20 protein-coding genes are annotated in these 18,875 nt (G+C 58.1%); 13 read left to right on the forward strand and 7 right to left on the reverse strand.

Features of this window, described 5'->3' with window-relative positions:
- The first annotated feature begins 21 nt into the window (after positions 1 to 21).
- From xylB to V6582_RS13815, 4 genes are all read left to right on the forward strand, one after another.
- Entirely contained in the window at positions 22 to 1,491 is a 1,470-nt protein-coding gene (gene xylB, locus V6582_RS13800; RefSeq protein ID WP_156631778.1) for a xylulokinase, read from the forward strand.
- A gap of 37 nt (positions 1,492 to 1,528) precedes the next feature.
- Complete coding sequence (gene xylA, locus V6582_RS13805) at positions 1,529 to 2,836, forward strand: xylose isomerase (protein ID WP_156631779.1); 1,308 nt, start codon at positions 1,529 to 1,531, stop codon at positions 2,834 to 2,836.
- 222 nt (positions 2,837 to 3,058) lie between these two features.
- A complete protein-coding gene (locus tag V6582_RS13810; RefSeq protein ID WP_156631780.1) occupies positions 3,059 to 4,111 on the forward strand; it encodes a sugar phosphate isomerase/epimerase family protein in 1,053 nt (350 codons plus the stop codon).
- Between the two features lie 204 nt (positions 4,112 to 4,315).
- Positions 4,316 to 5,488 carry a Gfo/Idh/MocA family protein gene (locus V6582_RS13815; protein ID WP_156631781.1) on the forward strand — a complete coding sequence of 391 codons (1,173 nt, stop codon included), beginning with the start codon at positions 4,316 to 4,318 and terminating at the stop codon, positions 5,486 to 5,488.
- Positions 5,489 to 5,563: 75 nt separating this feature from the next.
- On the opposite strand, the gene V6582_RS13820 is transcribed toward V6582_RS13815, so the two are convergent.
- Positions 5,564 to 5,965 carry a hypothetical protein gene (locus V6582_RS13820; protein WP_156631782.1) on the reverse strand — a complete coding sequence of 134 codons (402 nt, stop codon included), beginning with the start codon at positions 5,963 to 5,965 and terminating at the stop codon, positions 5,564 to 5,566.
- 167 nt (positions 5,966 to 6,132) lie between these two features.
- On the opposite strand from V6582_RS13820, the gene V6582_RS13825 reads away from it, so the two are divergent.
- The 3 genes from V6582_RS13825 to V6582_RS13835 all read left to right on the forward strand — a co-directional run bounded on the left by V6582_RS13825 (position 6,133) and on the right by V6582_RS13835 (position 8,935).
- Positions 6,133 to 7,506 carry a GH1 family beta-glucosidase gene (locus V6582_RS13825; RefSeq protein WP_156631783.1) on the forward strand — a complete coding sequence of 458 codons (1,374 nt, stop codon included), beginning with the start codon at positions 6,133 to 6,135 and terminating at the stop codon, positions 7,504 to 7,506.
- Between the two features lie 104 nt (positions 7,507 to 7,610).
- Complete coding sequence (locus V6582_RS13830) at positions 7,611 to 7,946, forward strand: hypothetical protein (RefSeq protein WP_156631784.1); 336 nt, start codon at positions 7,611 to 7,613, stop codon at positions 7,944 to 7,946.
- Positions 7,947 to 8,185: 239 nt separating this feature from the next.
- On the forward strand, positions 8,186 to 8,935 hold the full coding sequence (locus tag V6582_RS13835) for an EAL domain-containing protein (protein WP_156631785.1): 750 nt from the start codon (positions 8,186 to 8,188) through the stop codon (positions 8,933 to 8,935).
- Between the two features lie 46 nt (positions 8,936 to 8,981).
- Here the strand turns inward: V6582_RS13835 and V6582_RS13840 are convergent, their stop codons facing one another.
- Entirely contained in the window at positions 8,982 to 9,926 is a 945-nt protein-coding gene (locus tag V6582_RS13840) for a rhodanese-related sulfurtransferase (RefSeq protein ID WP_156631786.1), read from the reverse strand.
- A 255-nt stretch (positions 9,927 to 10,181) separates the two neighbouring features.
- On the opposite strand from V6582_RS13840, the gene V6582_RS13845 reads away from it, so the two are divergent.
- Positions 10,182 to 10,688: an HPP family protein gene (locus tag V6582_RS13845; protein WP_349508874.1), complete on the forward strand. Its 507-nt coding sequence runs from the start codon at positions 10,182 to 10,184 to the stop codon at positions 10,686 to 10,688.
- Positions 10,685 to 11,269, forward strand: coding sequence for a TetR/AcrR family transcriptional regulator (locus V6582_RS13850; RefSeq protein WP_337739244.1), 585 nt, complete (start codon positions 10,685 to 10,687; stop codon positions 11,267 to 11,269). The genes V6582_RS13845 and V6582_RS13850 overlap by 4 nt, the downstream gene beginning before the upstream one ends.
- Here V6582_RS13850 and V6582_RS13855 read toward each other — a convergent pair.
- Both V6582_RS13855 and V6582_RS13860 read right to left on the reverse strand, forming a co-directional pair.
- A complete protein-coding gene (locus tag V6582_RS13855) occupies positions 11,260 to 12,210 on the reverse strand; it encodes a CHAD domain-containing protein (RefSeq protein ID WP_156631787.1) in 951 nt (316 codons plus the stop codon). The two genes, V6582_RS13850 and V6582_RS13855, sit on opposite strands and share 10 nt — an antisense overlap.
- Positions 12,188 to 12,682: a CYTH domain-containing protein gene (locus V6582_RS13860; RefSeq protein ID WP_156631788.1), complete on the reverse strand. Its 495-nt coding sequence runs from the start codon at positions 12,680 to 12,682 to the stop codon at positions 12,188 to 12,190. The genes V6582_RS13855 and V6582_RS13860 overlap by 23 nt, the downstream gene beginning before the upstream one ends.
- A 159-nt stretch (positions 12,683 to 12,841) precedes the next feature.
- Here V6582_RS13860 and V6582_RS13865 point away from each other — a divergent pair, with 159 nt between their 5' ends.
- The 4 genes from V6582_RS13865 (at position 12,842) to V6582_RS13880 (ending at position 15,402) form a co-directional block, all read left to right on the forward strand.
- Entirely contained in the window at positions 12,842 to 13,480 is a 639-nt protein-coding gene (locus tag V6582_RS13865) for a 2-dehydro-3-deoxy-phosphogluconate aldolase (protein ID WP_156631789.1), read from the forward strand.
- 225 nt (positions 13,481 to 13,705) lie between these two features.
- Positions 13,706 to 14,410 carry a tellurite resistance TerB family protein gene (locus V6582_RS13870; protein ID WP_070153484.1) on the forward strand — a complete coding sequence of 235 codons (705 nt, stop codon included), beginning with the start codon at positions 13,706 to 13,708 and terminating at the stop codon, positions 14,408 to 14,410.
- Between the two features lie 93 nt (positions 14,411 to 14,503).
- Complete coding sequence (locus tag V6582_RS13875) at positions 14,504 to 15,193, forward strand: GNAT family N-acetyltransferase (RefSeq protein WP_156631790.1); 690 nt, start codon at positions 14,504 to 14,506, stop codon at positions 15,191 to 15,193.
- A complete protein-coding gene (locus V6582_RS13880; protein ID WP_015917156.1) occupies positions 15,190 to 15,402 on the forward strand; it encodes a hypothetical protein in 213 nt (70 codons plus the stop codon). The genes V6582_RS13875 and V6582_RS13880 overlap by 4 nt, the downstream gene beginning before the upstream one ends.
- On the opposite strand, the gene V6582_RS13885 is transcribed toward V6582_RS13880, so the two are convergent.
- The 3 genes from V6582_RS13885 to V6582_RS13895 form a co-directional block, all read right to left on the reverse strand.
- A complete protein-coding gene (locus V6582_RS13885) occupies positions 15,384 to 16,538 on the reverse strand; it encodes a nickel/cobalt transporter (RefSeq protein ID WP_156631791.1) in 1,155 nt (384 codons plus the stop codon). The genes V6582_RS13880 and V6582_RS13885 overlap by 19 nt on opposite strands.
- A complete protein-coding gene (locus V6582_RS13890) occupies positions 16,532 to 17,191 on the reverse strand; it encodes a DUF1007 family protein (RefSeq protein ID WP_156631792.1) in 660 nt (219 codons plus the stop codon). The genes V6582_RS13885 and V6582_RS13890 overlap by 7 nt, the downstream gene beginning before the upstream one ends.
- A 221-nt stretch (positions 17,192 to 17,412) precedes the next feature.
- Complete coding sequence (locus V6582_RS13895; RefSeq protein ID WP_156631793.1) at positions 17,413 to 18,342, reverse strand: LysR family transcriptional regulator; 930 nt, start codon at positions 18,340 to 18,342, stop codon at positions 17,413 to 17,415.
- Positions 18,343 to 18,875 lie beyond the last annotated feature (533 nt).

Below are 18,875 nucleotides of genomic sequence, written 5' to 3' on the forward strand. Positions count from 1 at the left end.
GGCAGAATAGGGAGGCTTCTCATGTATCTCGGATTGGATCTCGGCACGTCGGGCGTCAAGGCGATGTTGATCGACGCGGACCAGACGGTGATTGGCTCGGCCAATGGCGCGCTGACCGTCTCTCGCCCGCATTCCGGCTGGTCGGAACAGGCGCCAGCGGATTGGATCAGGGCAACGCAGGAGGCCATTGCGGGGCTGAAAGCGCAGTTTTCCCGCGAGCTTGCCGCCGTCAAGGGCATCGGTCTTTCCGGCCATATGCATGGGGCAACGCTGATCGATGCCCAAGGTGACGTCTTGCGGCCCTGCATTCTGTGGAACGACACCCGCTCCTTCAAACAGGCTGCGGCGCTGGACGCCGATCCGCGTTTTCGCGCGCTGACCGGCAATATCGTTTTTCCCGGCTTCACGGCGCCGAAACTGGCTTGGGTGAAGGAGAATGAGCCGGATATATTCGCCAAAACCGCCAAGGTTTTGCTGCCAAAGGATTATCTGCGGCTCTGGCTGACCGGCGAATATCTATCCGAAATGTCGGATTCGGCTGGCACCTCCTGGCTCGATACCGGTAAACGCGCCTGGTCGAGCGAGCTTCTCGCCGTCACCGATCTCGGCGAACAGCACATGCCCGGACTGGTCGAAGGCACCGCCGAGGCGGGCCGGTTGCGAGCCGAGCTTGCGGCGGATTGGGGCATGGGCGCCGGTGTCATCATTGCGGGCGGGGCAGGGGACAATGCGGCGTCTGCTTGCGGCATGGGCACGGTGGCGGAAGGGCATGCCTTCGTGTCGCTTGGCACATCCGGTGTGTTGTTTGCCGCCAATGCCTCCTATCTGCCAAAGCCCGAAAGCGCCGTGCATGCCTTTTGCCACGCGCTTCCCAATACCTGGCACCAGATGGGCGTGATCCTGTCGGCCACGGACGCCCTGAACTGGTATTCCGGTGTCAGCGGCAAGCCTGCCGGAGACCTGACGCATGAGCTTGGCGAGGAGCTGAAGGCCCCAACCGGTGTGACCTTCCTGCCTTATCTCTCGGGCGAGCGCACGCCCCATAACGATGCTGAAATCCGGGGTGCTTTCATTGGTCTCGGCCACGAATCCAGCCGTACCGTTCTGACCCAGGCCGTGCTGGAAGGCGTGTCCTTCGCCATCAGGGACAGTCTTGAAGCGCTGAAATCGGCGGGAACGTCCCTGTCGCGGGTCACGGCGATCGGCGGCGGCTCGCGCTCGCGCTACTGGCTGGCATCGATTGCCACCACACTCGGCATTCCCGTCGATATTCCAGCCGATGGTGATTTTGGGGCTGCCTTTGGTGCGGCCCGTCTGGGGTTGATTGCCGCAACCGGGGCCGATCCGCTTGCCGTTTGCTCAGCCCCACCGACGGAAGCAACCATCGAGCCGGTGACGGCTTTGCGCGACGGTTACGAGGACGCCTATCAGCGCTACCGCGCGCTCTATCCGGCCATCAAGCAATTGGGCCCCGTCAAGCTGGCCCAATGAAAACCACAGAAAACGTTTAACATCAGGAGGAAAACCCATGAGCACAGGCTTTTTCGGCGACATCACCAAGATCAAATATGAAGGCCCTGACAGCACCAATCCGCTGGCCTTCCGCCATTATAACCCCGATGAAGTGGTGATGGGCAAGCGGATGGAAGACCATCTGCGTTTTGCCGTGGCCTATTGGCACACCTTCGTATGGCCGGGCACCGACCCGTTCGGCGGCAATACGTTTGAGCGTCCCTGGTTCAAGGACTCGATGGATGCTGCCAAGCTGAAGGCCGATGTGGCTTTTGAATTCTTCCAGCTGCTCGGCACGCCTTATTACTGCTTCCACGATGCGGATGCGCGTCCCGAAGGCGCGTCCTTTGCCGAAAACACCAGAAATCTCAATGAGATTGTCGATTATTTTGCCCAGAAGCAGGCCGATACCGGCGTCAAGCTGCTGTGGGGCACGGCCAACATGTTCTCGCATCGCCGCTACATGTCGGGTGCAGCTACCAACCCGGACCCTGACGTCTTTGCCTTTGCCGCAGCCACGGTGAAGACCTGCCTGGATGCCACGCAGAAACTGGGTGGCGAAAACTACGTGCTGTGGGGTGGCCGTGAAGGCTATGAAACCCTGCTCAACACCGACCTGAAGCAGGAACTCGACCATATGGGCCGTTTCCTCAACATGGTGGTGGAATACAAGCACAAGATCGGCTTCAAGGGCGCGATCCTGATCGAGCCGAAACCGCAGGAGCCTTCCAAGCATCAGTATGATTATGATGTGGCCACCGTCTACGGCTTCCTCAAGACTTACGGTCTTGAGAAGGAAGTGAAGGTCAATATCGAGCAGGGCCATGCCATTCTGGCTGGTCATACATTCGAGCATGAATTGGCACTGGCCAACGCGCTGGGTATTTTCGGCTCCATCGACATGAACCGTAACGACTATCAATCCGGTTGGGATACCGACCAATTCCCCAACAACGTGCCGGAAATGGCGCTGGCCTATTATCAGGTTCTGCAGGCGGGCGGCTTTACCTCCGGCGGCACCAATTTCGATAGTAAGCTGCGCCGCCAGTCCATCGATCCCGCTGATCTGTTGATCGGCCATATCGGCGGCATGGATTGCTGCGCCCGTGGCCTGAAGGCGGCTGCGAAAATGGTGGAAGACAAGGCGCTGTCGGCACCGCTCGCCAACCGCTACGCAGGCTGGAACAGCGACGCCGCCAAGACAATGCTGGCCAGCGGCACGCTGGAGAGCATTGCTGCCCGGGTTGAAGGTGAAAACATCAATCCGCAGCCGGTGTCCGGTCAGCAGGAATTGCTGGAAAACGTCGTCAATCGCTACGTCTGATCGCTTTGATGCACTGATACGAAGATGCATTGAAAATGACTCTTTGTATTCTCTTTGAAAATATCTCAAGCCTCTGATGCATTTGAGATATTTTCAATTTTTTCAAGTCGAGGATGCGTCAGCATGTCAGAGACTTGGCATGACAGGGAAATGGAGGTTTTCCCTGTCAGTTTTCTTTGATAGATAAACTGCAACGTTTCAGTCATTTTGGAGGAGATGTTTATGAAGACGATTAAAGGCCCCGGCCTGTTTTTGGGCCAGTTTGCCGGTGATGCCGCGCCCTTCAATTCATGGGATGCGATTACCAAATGGGCCGCTGACAAAGGCTATCTCGGCGTGCAGGTTCCGACCTGGGCCAGCCAATTAATCGACCTGAAAAAGGCCGCCGAATCCAAGGATTATTGTGACGAACTGGCCGGTATCGCCCGCCAGAACGGCGTCGAAATCACCGAGCTGTCCACCCATCTGCAGGGACAGCTGGTGGCGGTGCATCCGGCCTATGACGAAGCGTTTGACGGCTTTGCCGCTCCCGAAGTGCGCGGCAATCCGAAAGCCCGGCAGGAATGGGCTGTCAACCAGGTTAAATACGCGCTGAAGGCCTCACGCCATCTGGGTATCAATGCGCATGCCACGTTTTCGGGCGCGCTGGCCTGGCCATTTATCTATCCTTGGCCGCAGCGTCCGGCAGGGCTGGTGGAGACGGCTTTTGACGAACTGGCCAAGCGCTGGTTGCCCATTCTCGACTATGCCGACGAGCAGGGTGTCGATATCGCTTACGAAATCCATCCCGGCGAAGACTTGCATGATGGTGTGACATTCGAGATGTTTCTGGAGCGGGTGAAAAACCACCCCCGCGCTAACATGCTCTATGATCCCTCGCATTATGTGCTGCAATGCCTCGACTATCTCGACCATATCGACATCTACAAAGACCGGATCAAGATGTTCCACGTCAAGGATGCCGAGTTCAATCCGAATGGCCGTCAGGGCGTTTACGGTGGCTACCAATCCTGGGTCAACCGCGCCGGGCGCTTCCGCTCACCAGGCGACGGCCAGGTGGACTTCGGCGCGATCTTCTCGAAAATGGCCGCCAATGATTTCGAAGGCTGGGCGGTGGTCGAGTGGGAATGCGCTCTAAAACACCCGGAAGACGGCGCCCGCGAAGGCGCTGAATTCGTCAATGCCCATATTATCCGGGTGACGGAACATGCCTTTGACGATTTCGCCGCCAGCGGCACGGATGAGGCCGCCAACCGGCGGATGTTAGGGCTGTAAATATCGTTTCCGCTTGCGGCGATACCCACCTCTGCCCTGCCGGGCATTTCCCCCTCAAAGGGGGAGATCGAGTGGTGAGATGTCGGCGACTTGATGATTAAAATAGCAAGGTTTGCGGCCAATCTCCCCCCTTGAGGGGGAGATGTTACGGGAGTGACAGAGGGGGGTACCCCGCGTTCTACGAATCTTGAGGAGGAAATTCCAATGACCATCGAAGCAAGCAAATCGCAGCAACGCGCCCCCAAAATCCGCCTCGGCATGGTGGGCGGCGGGCAGGGCGCGTTTATCGGCGCGGTACACCGCATGGCGGCAAGGCTCGACGACCATTATGATCTGGTGGCGGGAGCTTTATCCTCGACGCCGGAAAAATCCCTGGCTTCTGGCCGGGATCTGGGGCTCGATCCCACCCGCTGCTATGGATCGTTTGAAGAAATGGCTTCGAGCGAGGCTGCTCGCCCGGATGGGATCGAGGCGGTGTCTATCGTCACGCCCAATCACATGCATTACCCAGCCGCAAAAGCCTTTTTGGAACGCGGCATCCATGTGATCTGCGACAAGCCGCTAACCTCCAATCTGGAGGATGCGAAAAAGCTGAAAGAGGTTGCCGACAAGGCCAAGGCCCTGTTCATCCTCACCCACAATTACACCGGCTATCCGATGGTGCGCCATGCGCGGGAATTGGTGCAAAATGGCGAGCTGGGCGAGATCCGGCTGGTGCAGATGGAATATCCGCAGGATTGGCTGGCGGAACCTGTCGAGCAGACAGGCGCAAAACAGGCCGTATGGCGCACCGACCCGGCCCAATCGGGCGTCGGTGGTTCCACCGGCGATATTGGCACCCATGCCTATAACCTCGGCAGCTTCATTTCCGGGCTGGAACTGGAGGAACTCGCCGCCGATGTGCACACCTTTGTCGAAGGCCGTAGGCTGGATGACAACGCCCATGTGATGCTGCGCTTCCAAGGCGGGGCCAAGGGCCTGCTCTGGTGCAGCCAGGTGGCAACCGGCAATGAAAACGGCCTGAAAGTGCGCATCTACGGCACAAAGGCCGGGATCGAATGGACGCAGGCCGATCCGAATTACCTCTGGTACACAAAGCTCGGCGAACCGAAACAGTTGATCACCCGCGGCGGTGCCGGGGCTGGCGGGGCAGCTGCCCGCGTGACCCGCATTCCCGGCGGTCATCCGGAAGGCTATCTCGAAGCCTTCGCCACCATCTATAGTGAGGCGGCCCAGGCGATCCTTGCCGCACGAACGGGGGCGGCGGTTAATCCTGATGTGGTCTATCCGACTGTCGATGATGGGGTGAAGGGCGTGGCCTTTGTGACGGCATGTATTCAGTCGTCACAGCAGAACGGAGCTTGGGTGAGAGTTTGAAGTCGAGTGCCAAGGGCTGTGGAAATGGCCCTTGGCGTTTTCTTTTCAGTCGAAATACGGCGGAGGCCGATCAACTTACTTGCATTTGTATTGGGACGTCCAAATCCATTTCACTTCGGAGGTTGAACTCGGAATCGTTTGCTGGGTCATGCCAGTGTTGGCAGGTTTGCTGTCAACGCACAGCAACCAGTAGGGCGTGCCCAGCTTTCCATCGGTGCTTGACGGCGTGGCCGGAAACGTACCTGTGGCGAGAACCATCAGCAGGGAGTTGCCGCTATACTGATGCGACCATCCAGTGACATAGTCGGGACCAGCCGTTTGCATGGCTTGTTCAACGGTCATGCCTGATGTCCAATTAACGCTATAGCTTATCGTGGTTTGGTTCTCGGTGTAGACGAGAGTGGCGCTGTTGGCCGTGGCGGGTAGCGCCATGCTGATTGTCGCCGCGCAGAGAAAATGGATAAAAGCTGTTTTCATAAATGTATCCCCCAGAGTAATGCATCCTTAGGTAGCATTTTTCTATGGGCAATACAATATAAGGAGTGGGTGCGATGTGTTATCTTTCGTCCGTGGCGTTCCAGGCGCAACTGCGTTAAGACCTGGATACTTCTGTTTATTCACGCTTAAGTGCCGAAAGGTTCCCGATGACAGACCCGAAAGCCCTTGCCGCCCGCTTCCCTGGCGATTTCCTGTTTGGTGTGGCCACCGCGGCCTACCAGATTGAAGGTGCCACCAAGGCGGATGGGCGCAAGCCGTGCATCTGGGATGCGTTTGCCAATATGCCGGGCCGGGTGTTCGAGCGGCATAATGGCGATGTGGCCTGCGATCATTACAATCGCTGGGAACAGGATCTCGACCTGATCCAGGAGATGGGCGTTTCCGCCTATCGCTTTTCCATTGCCTGGCCGCGCATTATTCCTGAAGGCACGGGCCGGGTGAATGAAACGGGGCTGGATTTTTACGACAAGCTGGTCGATGGGTTGAAGGATCGGGGCATCAAAGCCTATGCGACGCTGTATCATTGGGATCTGCCGCTGGCCCTGATGGGCGATGGCGGCTGGACGGCGCGCTCCACGGCCTATGCCTTCCAGCGCTATGCCAAGCTGGTGATGGCGCGGTTGGGTGACAGGCTGGATGCCGTGGCGACCTTCAACGAGCCGTGGTGCTCGGTCTGGCTCAGCCATCTCTACGGTGTGCATGCGCCGGGTGAGCGCAATATGGATGCGGCCCTGCATGCTCTGCACTATACCAATCTCGCCCATGGGCTTGGCATTGATGCCATCAGGCAGGTCGCGCCGCAGGTCCCTGCGGGTCTGGTTCTGAACGCCCATTCCGTTATCCCTGCCTCAGACAGTGCGGCTGATCAGGCCGCCGCTGAGCGCGCCCATCAGTTTCACAATGGTGTTTTCTTCGATCCGGTCTTCAAGGGCGAATATCCGGCAGAATTCATGGCCTCGCTTGGCAACCGCATGCCTGTCATCGAGGATGGCGATTTGCACATCATCTCCCAGAAACTCGACTGGTGGGGCCTGAATTACTACACGCCGATGCGGGTTGCCGACAATCCGGCTGAGGGCGCCGAGTTCCCCGCCACGGCGGATGCGCCGCCGGTCTCGACGGTCAAGACCGATATCGGCTGGGAAGTTTATGCCCCGGCGCTAAAGTCCCTGGTGGAAGGGCTTTACGACCGCTACACGCTGCCGGTCTGCTACATCACCGAAAACGGCGCCTGCTATAATATGGAGCCGGTTGACGGCGAGGTGGATGACCAGCCACGGCTGGATTACTACGCCGAGCATCTGGGCGTGGTGGCCGACCTGATTGCCGAGGGCATCCCCATGAAGGGCTATTTCGCCTGGAGCCTGATGGATAATTTTGAATGGGCCGAAGGCTACCGCATGCGGTTCGGCCTTGTGCATGTCGATTACGACACGCAGGTTCGCACGCTGAAGAACAGTGGCAAATGGTATAGCGCGCTGGCTGCGGAATTCCCGAAGGGGAACCACATCGCCGAATGAGGCTATGCTGGCTCCCGCGTTATTGCGTGATTGCAGTCTTGCTTATTGCGCTGCAATAAATCATTATTCCCTTTCAGGTTGTGATCTTGATCGGGGGAATATGTATGGGACGGGTGCAACTGCCGCTTTCAGGCAATGTCAGTCAGGCGATCAATCCGTGGACCTGGGTCTATAGCCCGACGCAGGTCGGGCAGGCCAGTCTGGTCACGTTCAATATCGATGTCGGTCCCTCTACCAATCCCGAGGCGGAGAAGGATATTTTGATGAATGTGGCCAGCTACGGCAAGCAGCTTGGCCGCATTGAGGATGCTCTTCGCGTGGTGATCAAACAGCTGGAACCGCTTGTCCTGGATGAAAAACTTGCTGACAACGAGGCGATCATCGCCTTTCGGGCGCTGATGTACGAGATCGATACGATCAAGAAACAGCATCAGAAATAGCCTTTGGTATAGCCGCGCCCTCATCCCTGCCGTATTTTCCGAGTTTTTTAGCTGAAGTGAATTCTTCAATATTTCAGAATAGAATTGCGCTGAGTTTTATACGAAGAGCCATTGAAAATGGCTCTTCGTATTCCTTTTGAAAATATCTCAAGCGACTGATGCATTTGAGATATTTGCAATGCCTTTAAGGCGAGGACGCGTCAGCATGTCAGAGCCTTGCTATTAAACGGGAGATCTGGATGACGTCATGTGCGGGATGCCGAGACGGGGCGGCTTTCAGTGTTGCCTTCTCCATGGCATTTCAGCCAATCGTGGATATGCGTGATGGTGCTGTGTTTGGTTATGAGGCGCTGGTGCGCGGCGCGGACGGCGCTGGGGCGGCCACGGTTATGGCTGGTATCAACGCGGACAATCGCTATGCCTTTGACCAGAGCTGCCGGGTTAAGGCCATTGAGCTGGCGGCGGCCTTGCTACCGGAGACCTCGACGGCAAAGCTGTCCATCAATTTCATGCCCAATGCCGTTTACGAGCCGCGTGCCTGTATTCGCCTGACACTGAACACGGCTGAACGGGTCGGCTTTCCCCTGGATCGAATCCTGTTTGAATTTACCGAAAACGAGCGGATCGATACCGATCATCTGCTCAACATTCTGAAAACCTATCGCAGCATTGGCTTCAAGACGGCGATTGATGACTTTGGGGCGGGCCATGCCGGGCTGACGCTTCTGGCGAAATTTCAGCCCGATATCGTCAAGCTGGACATGGAGCTGGTGCGCGGCATCGATCAGGATCGGGCCAAGCGGATCGTGTTGCGCCACACGCTGGCGATGTTGACGGAGTTCGGCATTCTTCCATTGTGCGAAGGGGTGGAAACCCAACAAGAACTGGATGTGCTGAAGGATATGGGCGTACCCTATGTTCAGGGCTACCTTCTCGCCCGCCCCGCGTTTGAGCGGTTTGACCCACCGGATCTTGCCGTCTTGCCGTGATTATGCTGAACCGGTGGGCGGCAAGTGCCGCCTCAAAGGCTCCGGCTCAGCTTCCGATATGCCGTTCGCCGCGTTGCTTGGCCAGCGCAATCTGTTTCTGGCGCTGACGGTAGCGATCCCGGTCGGCTTCTGTGCGGGTCTCATAGCAATGGCTGCACGATACGCCGGCCTCGTAATAGGGCGAAGACAGTTCTTCCGGCGTGATCGGGTTGCGGCAGGCGTGGCAGAGTTGGTGGTCGCCCTCCTTCAATCCGTGGGTCACGGAAACGCGCTCGTCGAACACGAAACAGGCGCCGTCCCACAGGCTTTGTTCTTCGGGAACGTTTTCCAGATATTTCAGGATGCCGCCCTTCAGGTGGTAGACCTCTTCGAACCCCTGTTGCTTCATGAAGGCCGTGGCCTTTTCGCAGCGGATGCCGCCGGTGCAATACATGGCGATCTTCGGCTTGTTGTGCAGGCCGGGATTGTTCTTCACCCAATCGGGAAATTCGCGGAAGGTCTTGGTATTGGGATCGACCGCGCCCCGGAAAATGCCGATCGCGGTCTCGTAATCGTTGCGGGTGTCGATGACGATGGTATCAGGATCGGAAATCAGCGCGTTCCAGTCCTTGGGATCGACATAGGTGCCAACGATCTTGTTGGGGTCGATATCCTCGACGCCCATGGTGACGATCTCTTTCTTCAGCTTTACCTTCATGCGCACGAAAGGCATTTTCGACGCCCGGCTTTCCTTGTGCTCGAGGCTGGCAAATTCCGGTTGGGCGCGCAGATAGGCCAGCACCGTGGCAATGCCCGCATCCGTGCCGGCAATCGTGCCATTGATGCCTTCATGGGCCAAAAGCAAAGTGCCCTTGACGCCCTGCGCCTTGCAGAGCGCATCGAGCGGTTCCCGAAAGCTTTCGAACCGTGCGAAGGACGCAAAATGATAGAGCGCGGCCACACAGAATGCGCCGCCCTCTTCATGGCGAGGATTTTGAAGATCGTCTGTCATGGGGTGCGAAATACTGCCAATGCCGCCGGGAATCAACGAATTTCAGCAGGTGCGCCGCGCTTTGAGTTTCGTCAAGTCATGCCGGTGGGTTGAAGACGCGGTCAAACTCGACATCTGCAAGCACTCGTGATGGAGAATGTCGAGAAGAAGCGGGAGGCGCGCGGAAAGGATCAACGAATGCAGCGTCATTGACAATGTCATTCGAATTTTGTACCTAACGGTACAGATAAAACTCATAAGTACAGGAAGAGTGGCGTGCGGCATTATTTTCACAGGCATCAGCCGTTTTCCAGTTTCACTAAAGCGCTGTTGGCAGGCTTTGGTGGTTGCTTGGCGATTGGCATTCTCAGTTTTTTAACAACGCACACGGGTTATGCGCTTATGATGGCCCCGTTTGGCGCTAGTTGTGTGTTGCTGTTTTCTCTGCCAAACAGTCCATTGTCCCAGCCAATGAATGTATTTTTTGGCCATCTGGCTTCGGCCTTGGTTGGGTTGCTTTGCGCCACCTTGCTGCCCGATATCTGGTGGGCAGTGGCGTTAGCGGTGGGCGGCGCAATTTCCGTGATGGCGCTTTTACGGATTACCCACCCGCCGGCGGGGGCTGATCCGATAGTGGTCTTTGCAGCCCATGCGAGACTGGCAATTTCTGTTCATGCCGGTTGCGCTGGGATCGCTGTTGTTGATCGCTTGCGCCGTGCTGTTTCATCGCAGTCACGGGCAAGCTTATCCGATGCGCAAATCCAATTGAGGAAATCCTTGTGAAAATCCAGCTAGAACGAGCCGATGCAGTGCCGATGATTGCGGAAGTGTTTCGTGACCACGGTTACGCCGGAACCAGTTTGTCCATCATCACAGCCTGCACTGGCATCGGCAAAGGAAGTCTTTATCACTTCTTTCCTGGCGGAAAGGTGGAAATGGCCGAGGCGGTGCTCGCGCACATTTCCGGCTGGTTTGAAGAAAGAGTGTTTGCGCCGCTGGAGATGGCAGATGTTTCGTTTGTTGCCATTGAGGCGATGCTGGACACTGTCAATGCCTATTTCCAGTCTGGCCGTCGGGTGTGTCTTGTCGGATTGATGGCACTTGATTCCAGTCGGGATGAATTTTCGGCGGCCATCAGCGGTTATTTTCGTCGCTGGAACAGCGTGTTGAGGGGGGCCTTTGTCAAGGCGGGCTTTGCTGAGACAGAGGCGGGCCAGCGCAGTCATGAAATCCTGGCCGGTATACAGGGCGCACTTGTCTTAGCGCGGGCGCTGAATGACCCTATTGTTTTTTCCATGAGGATTGAGAAACTGCGATCAGATCTCGATGTTCCGGCCCGATCTTATAACGAGGATCATACTTGATTGTGGATGCCAGCCTGAAGCAGCCACAGCGCCTCGATAACGGCTGGTTCCAGGTCGGGGCCGTCGGCAAACAATGCATCCGCCGCCTCAAGCGCTTGCCGGCGCAGGGCCTGTTGCTGGCGGATGATGATGGCGAGCAGATGGGAAAATGTTTCGCCGCCAGCAAATAGGCCCGCAAACAGGCTTGAGTCTTCATCCAGAACGGATGTCAGCACCGAAAGGTCGTTTTCATGGCCCAGCAGATCGGCCAATTGTTTGGCGGCACCGCGTTTCATCTCGATGGCGCTCGGCCAGAGATCACGCAGCAAGGACAAATGCATCCAATAGGTCTGGGTGGCTTTGCGCAGGGCATGGTAGCTTTCCGCCTCGCTGGCATCGTGGCAGGCGGCGATGGCTGCTTCGGCGCGCTTGAAGGTCTTGGTCCAGGCCTTGGCAAACATCCGGGCGACCTTGGCGGGACGGTCGTTGAACTCAATTCCCATGGCGATATCCGCCGCCTCTCGGCAGCCGTCTGCCGCATCGCGCATCAATGCGCTCTGGCCTGCCTCCAGATTGGTCGCCAGCCGTTCATGGCGGTCGGACAGGATTGCCCAGGCCTGTTGCAGGGCATCGGCTTCTTCATCGCTGAGGGTCGCCTCCTGAAGCGCCTCGACACTTTCAAGCAGTGCGGCAGCATCGCGAAGCGAGGAAAGGCTGCGGGCGATATCGCCCAACCGGCGGTTTTCCCGGCGACGCAGATCGGAAATGGCCGGTGCGATCAGCCGGTAGAGGGCTCTGGCGCGTTTCAGTTTGCGGCGCGCAAGATGGACGGCGCGATCCCGTTCACCGGGTGGGGCCTTGGCACCGCTGTCAAGATCGGCTGCGGCGGCCTGCAAAAGCGCTCCCAGCATCTCGGCAATAGAGGTGCCTGTCTTCAGGTCAGGCCTTAAGCGATAGGCCATTGCGCCTTTCCGTCGAAGGCGTGGAACTCGCCAGCCATTGGTTGGAATAGCGTCCGTCGCCGGTCACTTCCCGCCCGACCCAAGGCGGCAGTGGTGGGTCTTCGCAGTCATTTTCCAGTTCGACCTCGGCCACCACAAGCCCGGCATGGGCGCCGGCGAAGACGTCGACTTCCCAGAGATAGCCGCCGTATTCGACGTTATACCGGGTCTTTTCGATGACGTTGCCCTGGGCTTTGTCGATCATTTCCAGCCCGTCGGCCAGCGGGATTTCATATTCGAATTCATCGCGGCTGAGACCAACATGACCGATCTTGATGGTCAGCAGCGCATCGGCCCGGTCGCGGATGCGGATACGCACGGAACGATCAGCGCCTGAAAGAATGTAGCCCTGCTGAAAACTGCTGGATTTGCTGACATGCTGACGCCAGGTGTCTGTGCGGACCAGGAATTTTCTTTCGATTTCCTTTGCCATGGCTGCTTTCCGTCACGTTAAAATCGATTTCACTCTATAGTATGGCGCCGGTTTGACAATAGTTCCATCGATCCTTCAGTTCCTGCTGCGCGCATTTGCCTCGACAGGGCGGTTTTCACGCGCTAATCAGGGATATCTAATCGTTTGAAAGGTATGTTCATGACTGCGAAGACGGACAGATTGCTGGCGGTGCTCAAGCTTCAGCCAGTTGTTCCCGTGCTGATCATCGACGATGTCGACACTGCCGTGCCGTTGGCGCGGGCCCTGGTGGCGGGTGGGCTGAAAGCCATCGAAATCACCATGCGCACGCCAGCCGCGCTGGAAGCGATTTCCCGGGTGGCCGCCGAGGTCGAGGGCGCCGTGGCCGGTGCCGGGACCATTCTCAACCCCGCCCATTTCGAAGCCGCGCTGAAAGCCGGGTCGCAGTTCATCGTCAGCCCCGGCACCACGCCGGAATTGCTGGCCGCTGCCGCCGGTTCCGATGTACCGCTGCTGCCGGGCGCTGCCACGGCCAGCGAAGTGATGACCTTGCGCGAAAAGGGCTATGAGGTTTTGAAATTCTTCCCCGCCGAACAGGCAGGTGGAGCGGCCTATCTGAAATCGCTGTCCTCACCGCTGGCAGGCACGCTGTTTTGCCCGACAGGCGGCATTTCTCTGAAGAATGCCAGGGACTACCTGTCGCTGCCCAACGTGGTCTGCGTTGGCGGCTCCTGGGTGGCGCCGAAAGAGCTGGTTGCTGCGGGCGATTGGGCAGGCATTACCAAGCTGGCCGTTGAGGCCTGTGCGCTGAAGGGCTAATACGAAGAGTCATTGAAAACGACTTTTCGTATACCACTTTCGAATATCTCATGCCCTTGATGCATTTGAGATATTCGAAACTCTTATCAGGCGAGGATGCGTCAGCATCTTCGAGCCGTCTATAAGCTGAGAACGGCAGGATATGTCGTAATTTGACGCCCGCGCCTTGGGAAAGGGCGCGGGCGTTCCTATCTCTTCCTTACCTGACATATGAGGGAGAAGAGAATGATCGACGCCAAAAAGCTCCTCACGCAGTTTCTGGGATCGCAGATTCCGGGCATCGGCGGCTCTGTTCGCAAGAGGGGTGATGACGCCGCAAGCTATGCCAAGTCCAATCCCTGGAAGACCGGTGCGCTGGTCTCCGTGCTGCTCGGCACCAAGACCGGACGGTCACTGGCCGGAGGCGCGCTGAAAGTCGGCGGCTTGGCGCTGGTGGCTGGTCTCGGCTACCGCGCCTATCGCAATTACCAGTCCGGCAAGGCCCCGGAAGAGCTGCGCGCCCTGCCGGAACTTCCGGCTCCACCGGAAAATTCAGGCTTTGATCCCGCAACTTCGCTCAGCAATGATTTTGCGCTCACCCTGATCAAGGCGATGATCGCCGCGGCGAAAGCCGATGGCCATATCGACGCAGGCGAGCGCGCCAATATCATGGAAAAACTGCATGTCGAGGAACTGGGCGATGAGGCGGAGGCCTTTATTCGCGCGGAGCTGGACAATCCGACCGATCTCGATGCGCTGGTGGCTGCTGCCCGCACCGAGGAACAGAAGGTCGAACTCTATACGGCCTCGCGCTTGACCATCGATCCCGATACCCGCGCCGAGCGTGGCTATCTCGACCTGCTGGCCGGACGTCTCGGGCTTGCCGATGGGTTGATCGACCATATCGAGGCGACGGTTGCGGCGGCCAAGGTCGAGACGCCGGCTGGCTGAGACCTGCGCTCAACAAAAGCAACGGCGGAAATCGCCGTTGCCTTCCCGTTACGGCTGGCATAATCCTGACCTGTGATACGAACAGGGGGCATCATGCAGGATCTGAAGACCTATCGCGTTGCAGCACCAGCGCCAGTGCGGCTTGAAGGCCATTATGTACTGGTCGAGCCCTTTGTCCGTGAGCAGCATCTGTCGGATCTGTGGGCCGGGCTTGGCGGTGGCGATGCCGTCAATCAGGCGCTGCGCTATTTTCCCAATGACGATTTTTCCGGTGTCGAGGTTTTCGGCGACTGGCTGGAGGGCGCCAATGCCAGTGGCAGCCTGATCACCCATATCTTCCGCTCGAAAGCCGATAGTAGCATTGTCGGCATGGCCAGCCTGATGCGACCCGATCCGAAAAACGGCGTGGTCGAAGTCGGCTCGGTTGCGCATGGCCCGGCGATGAAACGTTCTGCCCTATCGAGCGAGGCGCATTATCTGCTGGCCAGGCATGTGTTCGAGGATCTGGGCTATCGGCGCTACGAGTGGAAATGCCATAATGACAACGAGCCGAGCAAGATCACGGCGCGCCGCTACGGCTTCACCTTCGAGGGCGTGTTTCGCCAGCACATGATTTCCAAGGGAAAGAACCGCGATACTGCCTGGTTCTCGATCATCGATGCCGATTGGCCTCTCGTCAAAGCCGGGTTCGAGGCTTGGCTCGATCCTGACAATTTCGATGCCGACAGCAATCAGAAACGGCGGCTTGAGGATATTCGCTCCTCTCTGAGGTCTGCGACATGAGCCCGCGCGATAAGAATTCGGCTATTGCCGCTGGCCTGATCATTCTCGGCTTCGGATTGGCCATGGTGTTCCTGCCCAATCTGGTTCTGTGGATCGGGCAGTTTTCGCCGCTTCTGGCCGCTGCGGTCGGATCTCTGGTGCTGCTGTCGTTTTTCCTGATCTTCTGGCTGCGGGCGCGCTATCAGCGCCGTCACCCGGATGACAGGTGATAGCCTTGCAGTGAGGCGGCCAGCAGCAGGCTTCCGACCACAATGATGAACAGCGCGCCGCCAATTTCGATGGCAAGGCCGACGCGGTAGGCGGTATGGGAGCCATGGCCCGCCAGCCGCACCGCCAGGCCCTTGGCGCCGACGGCGGCGATGGCGAGCGCCGAGACGGTGATCGCGGTTCCCGCCGCCATGGCGAAGACCGATAGAATGCCGCCGAGATAGAGCTGGTTCAGCATGGCGAAGGTCATGACCAGCAGCGCGCCTGAACAGGGGCGAAGGCCAACGGCGACAATGGCCGACCAGGCTTCTTTGACGCTGAAATGCTCGGCACCGACCATGGCTGGCGAAGGAAGATGGCTGCGGCCGCAATCCACGCAGATTTCGCCCTTACGCGGCACATGACGGTCGCTATCGGCTGCATCGGCCTGGAAGCGCAGGCCGGTGCCTGAAGATGATGCGGATTTTGTACCAACTGGCTGCGGCGCATCGAACAGACCCGCTGTCACGCCGTCCGATGGCATCTCTCCCGCGCTCCCTCCAGAAAATGCCAGGACCGGCATGGGTTGGCGATGTCGGAAAATCTCGCTCAGCTTGCGGACCAGCAGCCAGACACCGAAGGCGACGACCAGCGCGAAACTGGCGGCTTCCATGGCGTCGGTTGCCCGCGTCAGCGTGATGCCGCTGCCGCGCAGGGCGAGAAACATCACGCCTACGGTGACGATGGCGACGATGGCCTGCAAAATCGAAGAAGCGATGGAAATGGCGATGCCACGCTTCAGCTCCAGCTCGTTGGCGACCATATAGGATGAGATCACCGCCTTGCCGTGGCCGGGACCGGCGGCATGAAACACGCCGTAAGCAAAGGACAGGCCGATCAAGACCCAGAGCTGGTGGGGATCGTCGCGCATGCCGCGCAGCGCCTCGGTCAGCGCCCGGTAGAAAGCCTGTTGATGCGTATTGATCCACAGCATCACCCCGGCCAGCGGCCCGTCCATCTGAAAGGACGGTTCGGCGGTGCCGATACCAAGTGGCGAGCCTGCTTGGGCCAATGTGGCGGAGAATATGGCGGGAAGCGCCACGGCAAAGGCGACGGCGATAAGGAGAGTGGTCCTTGAAACCCGTCGATGCGTCAGCATGCCAGATCCAGCCTCGTTGCAAACAGCTTGCCCATGTCGGTGCCGGTCGGATCGTTGAAGAAGGCTTCGGTCAGACTGGCCTGGTTCTGCTTGATCACGTCATCGGGATTGGGTCGGACCACGGTGCGCTTGCATTTCTTCAGCGCATCGCCGGTCTCGACGATGTCGCCGTCCTGCTTGAAGTCTATGGCCGTATAAAGGGTCGGGTCGTGAACGCCGAAGCTGAGATTGCCTTTGATCGGAATGGGCTTTTCCGGCTTGACGATAAAGAACACCAGCAATTGATTGTCTTTATAATCGGCGTTGAACACCTGCGGCTTGGCGACGTTGACGGTTGCGCCGCTGGCGCTGATAAAGGTGAAATAGCCGTAGTCGCCAAGCGAACTGCGGATGGTGTTGGCGATATCCTGCAACTCGCTATGGTCGAGTTTCAGGTCGCCGTTCTTGTCGAAATCCAGCATGACGCTGGAGGAAAACACCTCATCGAAGCGCCAGGTATTGCGCAATTCCTTGATGGTATTGTCCGCGCCCGCCACCACTTCCAGCCGGGCCTGGACGAAGACATGCGGATGGGCGAAGGCCGAGGGCGCCGACAGGCCCAGAAACCCTGCGACAAGAAAACCGGCGAGAAGAAGAGGCCTTGCTATGTTCATCTGCGCCCTAACCGCTGCATATATCGAGTGCGACAGCGAGCCATGAGGAAACATAGAGGAGGCGCTGCGCTGCCAGCGTCGCATGGACGCATCACATTTATATTCACGGTCTTTGGTGGCCAAGCAATAGGACGGAAATAGGGCCGCTGACTTTTGCCTCGGAAAAGTGAAGAGGGCCGCCATAGGTCCGGGGAGTTATCAAACGGGTGCCCGGTCTGTCGTCACTCCGAAGGCGGCGTCCCTTGCCTGGGCTGGCATCCGCCATTGCGTTTGAACCAATTGTGCATGAAATCCACAAGCGCGCGGACCTTGGCGGGCAGGTAGCGGCGATGCGGGTAGACCGCATAGATCCCGCTGCCGGAGGACATGTAATCCTCAAAGATCGAAATCAATGCGCCGCTTTCGATATGTCTGCGGGCGACAAAATCCGGCAGCAGGGCGATGCCGAGCCCCGAAAGCGCGCCGCGCAGCGTGGTCTGGGGGCTATTGACTTCCAGCGGCCCGGAAATGTTGACAGTAAAGGCCTCGCCATCCGGCTGACGCAGGCGCAGGCTGTTGTGTCCCCGGGTATTGGTATCGATCAGCACCGGCACCTTGGACAGATCCTGCGGATGGGTGAGGGGACCATATTTCTCCAGAAAAACCGGACTGGCGCAGGCATAACTTCTGAAATCCGCCAGCTTGCGGGCAATCATCCCCGAATCCTCCAGCTTGGTGACGCGGATGGCTAAGTCGAAGCCTTCCTCGATCAGGTCGACGAACCGGTCTTCGGCGACGATCTCGATGGAAAGATCGGGATGTTGCAGGGCAAAATCGATCAGCGATTGGCCAACTTCGGCATCGGTGAAGCTCCGTGGCACGGTAATGCGAATCTTGCCGCTGATGCCGACATTGTTCTCGCGCACCAGATCGGCCAGATTGTCGATCTCTTTCAGGATGTCGGCGGCGCTGCGATAATAGGTGTGACCGGCCTCGGTCATGGAGAACTGCCGTGTGGTGCGGTTGAGAAGCAGCGCCCCCAACTCGTCCTCCAGCTCGCGGACATATTTTGACAGCAGCGCCTTGGAGCGCCCGGTCTTGCGGGCAGCGGCAGAAAAGCCTTCCGCTTCAACGACATCGATGAAGGCGCGGATGCGGGTCAGGGTGTCCAAAAGGGCCTCTCAGGGTTGTTTGTATCGGTGGTGAACAATAGTCTCACTTCGTTCAATAATAAAACACATAAAAAAATGAACCGGGCTTGCAAAAACCGCTTGATTATGACGGCGAGTTTTCTTATCTCCGTCTTGCCCAAAGTCGCACGTGCCTGTGGGTGTCCGCCGATCCTCGATGTGGTGAGGAAATCGGTAAGGTACCTGGAATTAACCCCTCCAGTCGTTATCCCGGCCAACCGGGAAATGCGAGGACACCTTGAAGCAACGACGGTGCGGGCCTTTCTAGTCTCTGCCGGCTTTCCATCAGCCGGGGTCACTGAAGAGGCACACCATCATTGCCGGAAGTGCGGTCGGGTTCCCCAACCAATCCATGGCAGACAAAGCGGATTGATGCTCTCAGGCAAGAGGGCGTTGATCCATCGCCCGCGTTAGAGCGTTCGTACGGTACCAGTGTCTCCACCGACTGGTTTCGAGCGAGGTCTCGGCGCACTTTGTCCATCCGGAACTTTTTGGGTTCCGGTAACCTTTTTACT

Source organism: Agrobacterium vitis, from assembly GCF_037039395.1.
Lineage (GTDB): Bacteria > Pseudomonadota > Alphaproteobacteria > Rhizobiales > Rhizobiaceae > Allorhizobium > Allorhizobium vitis_E.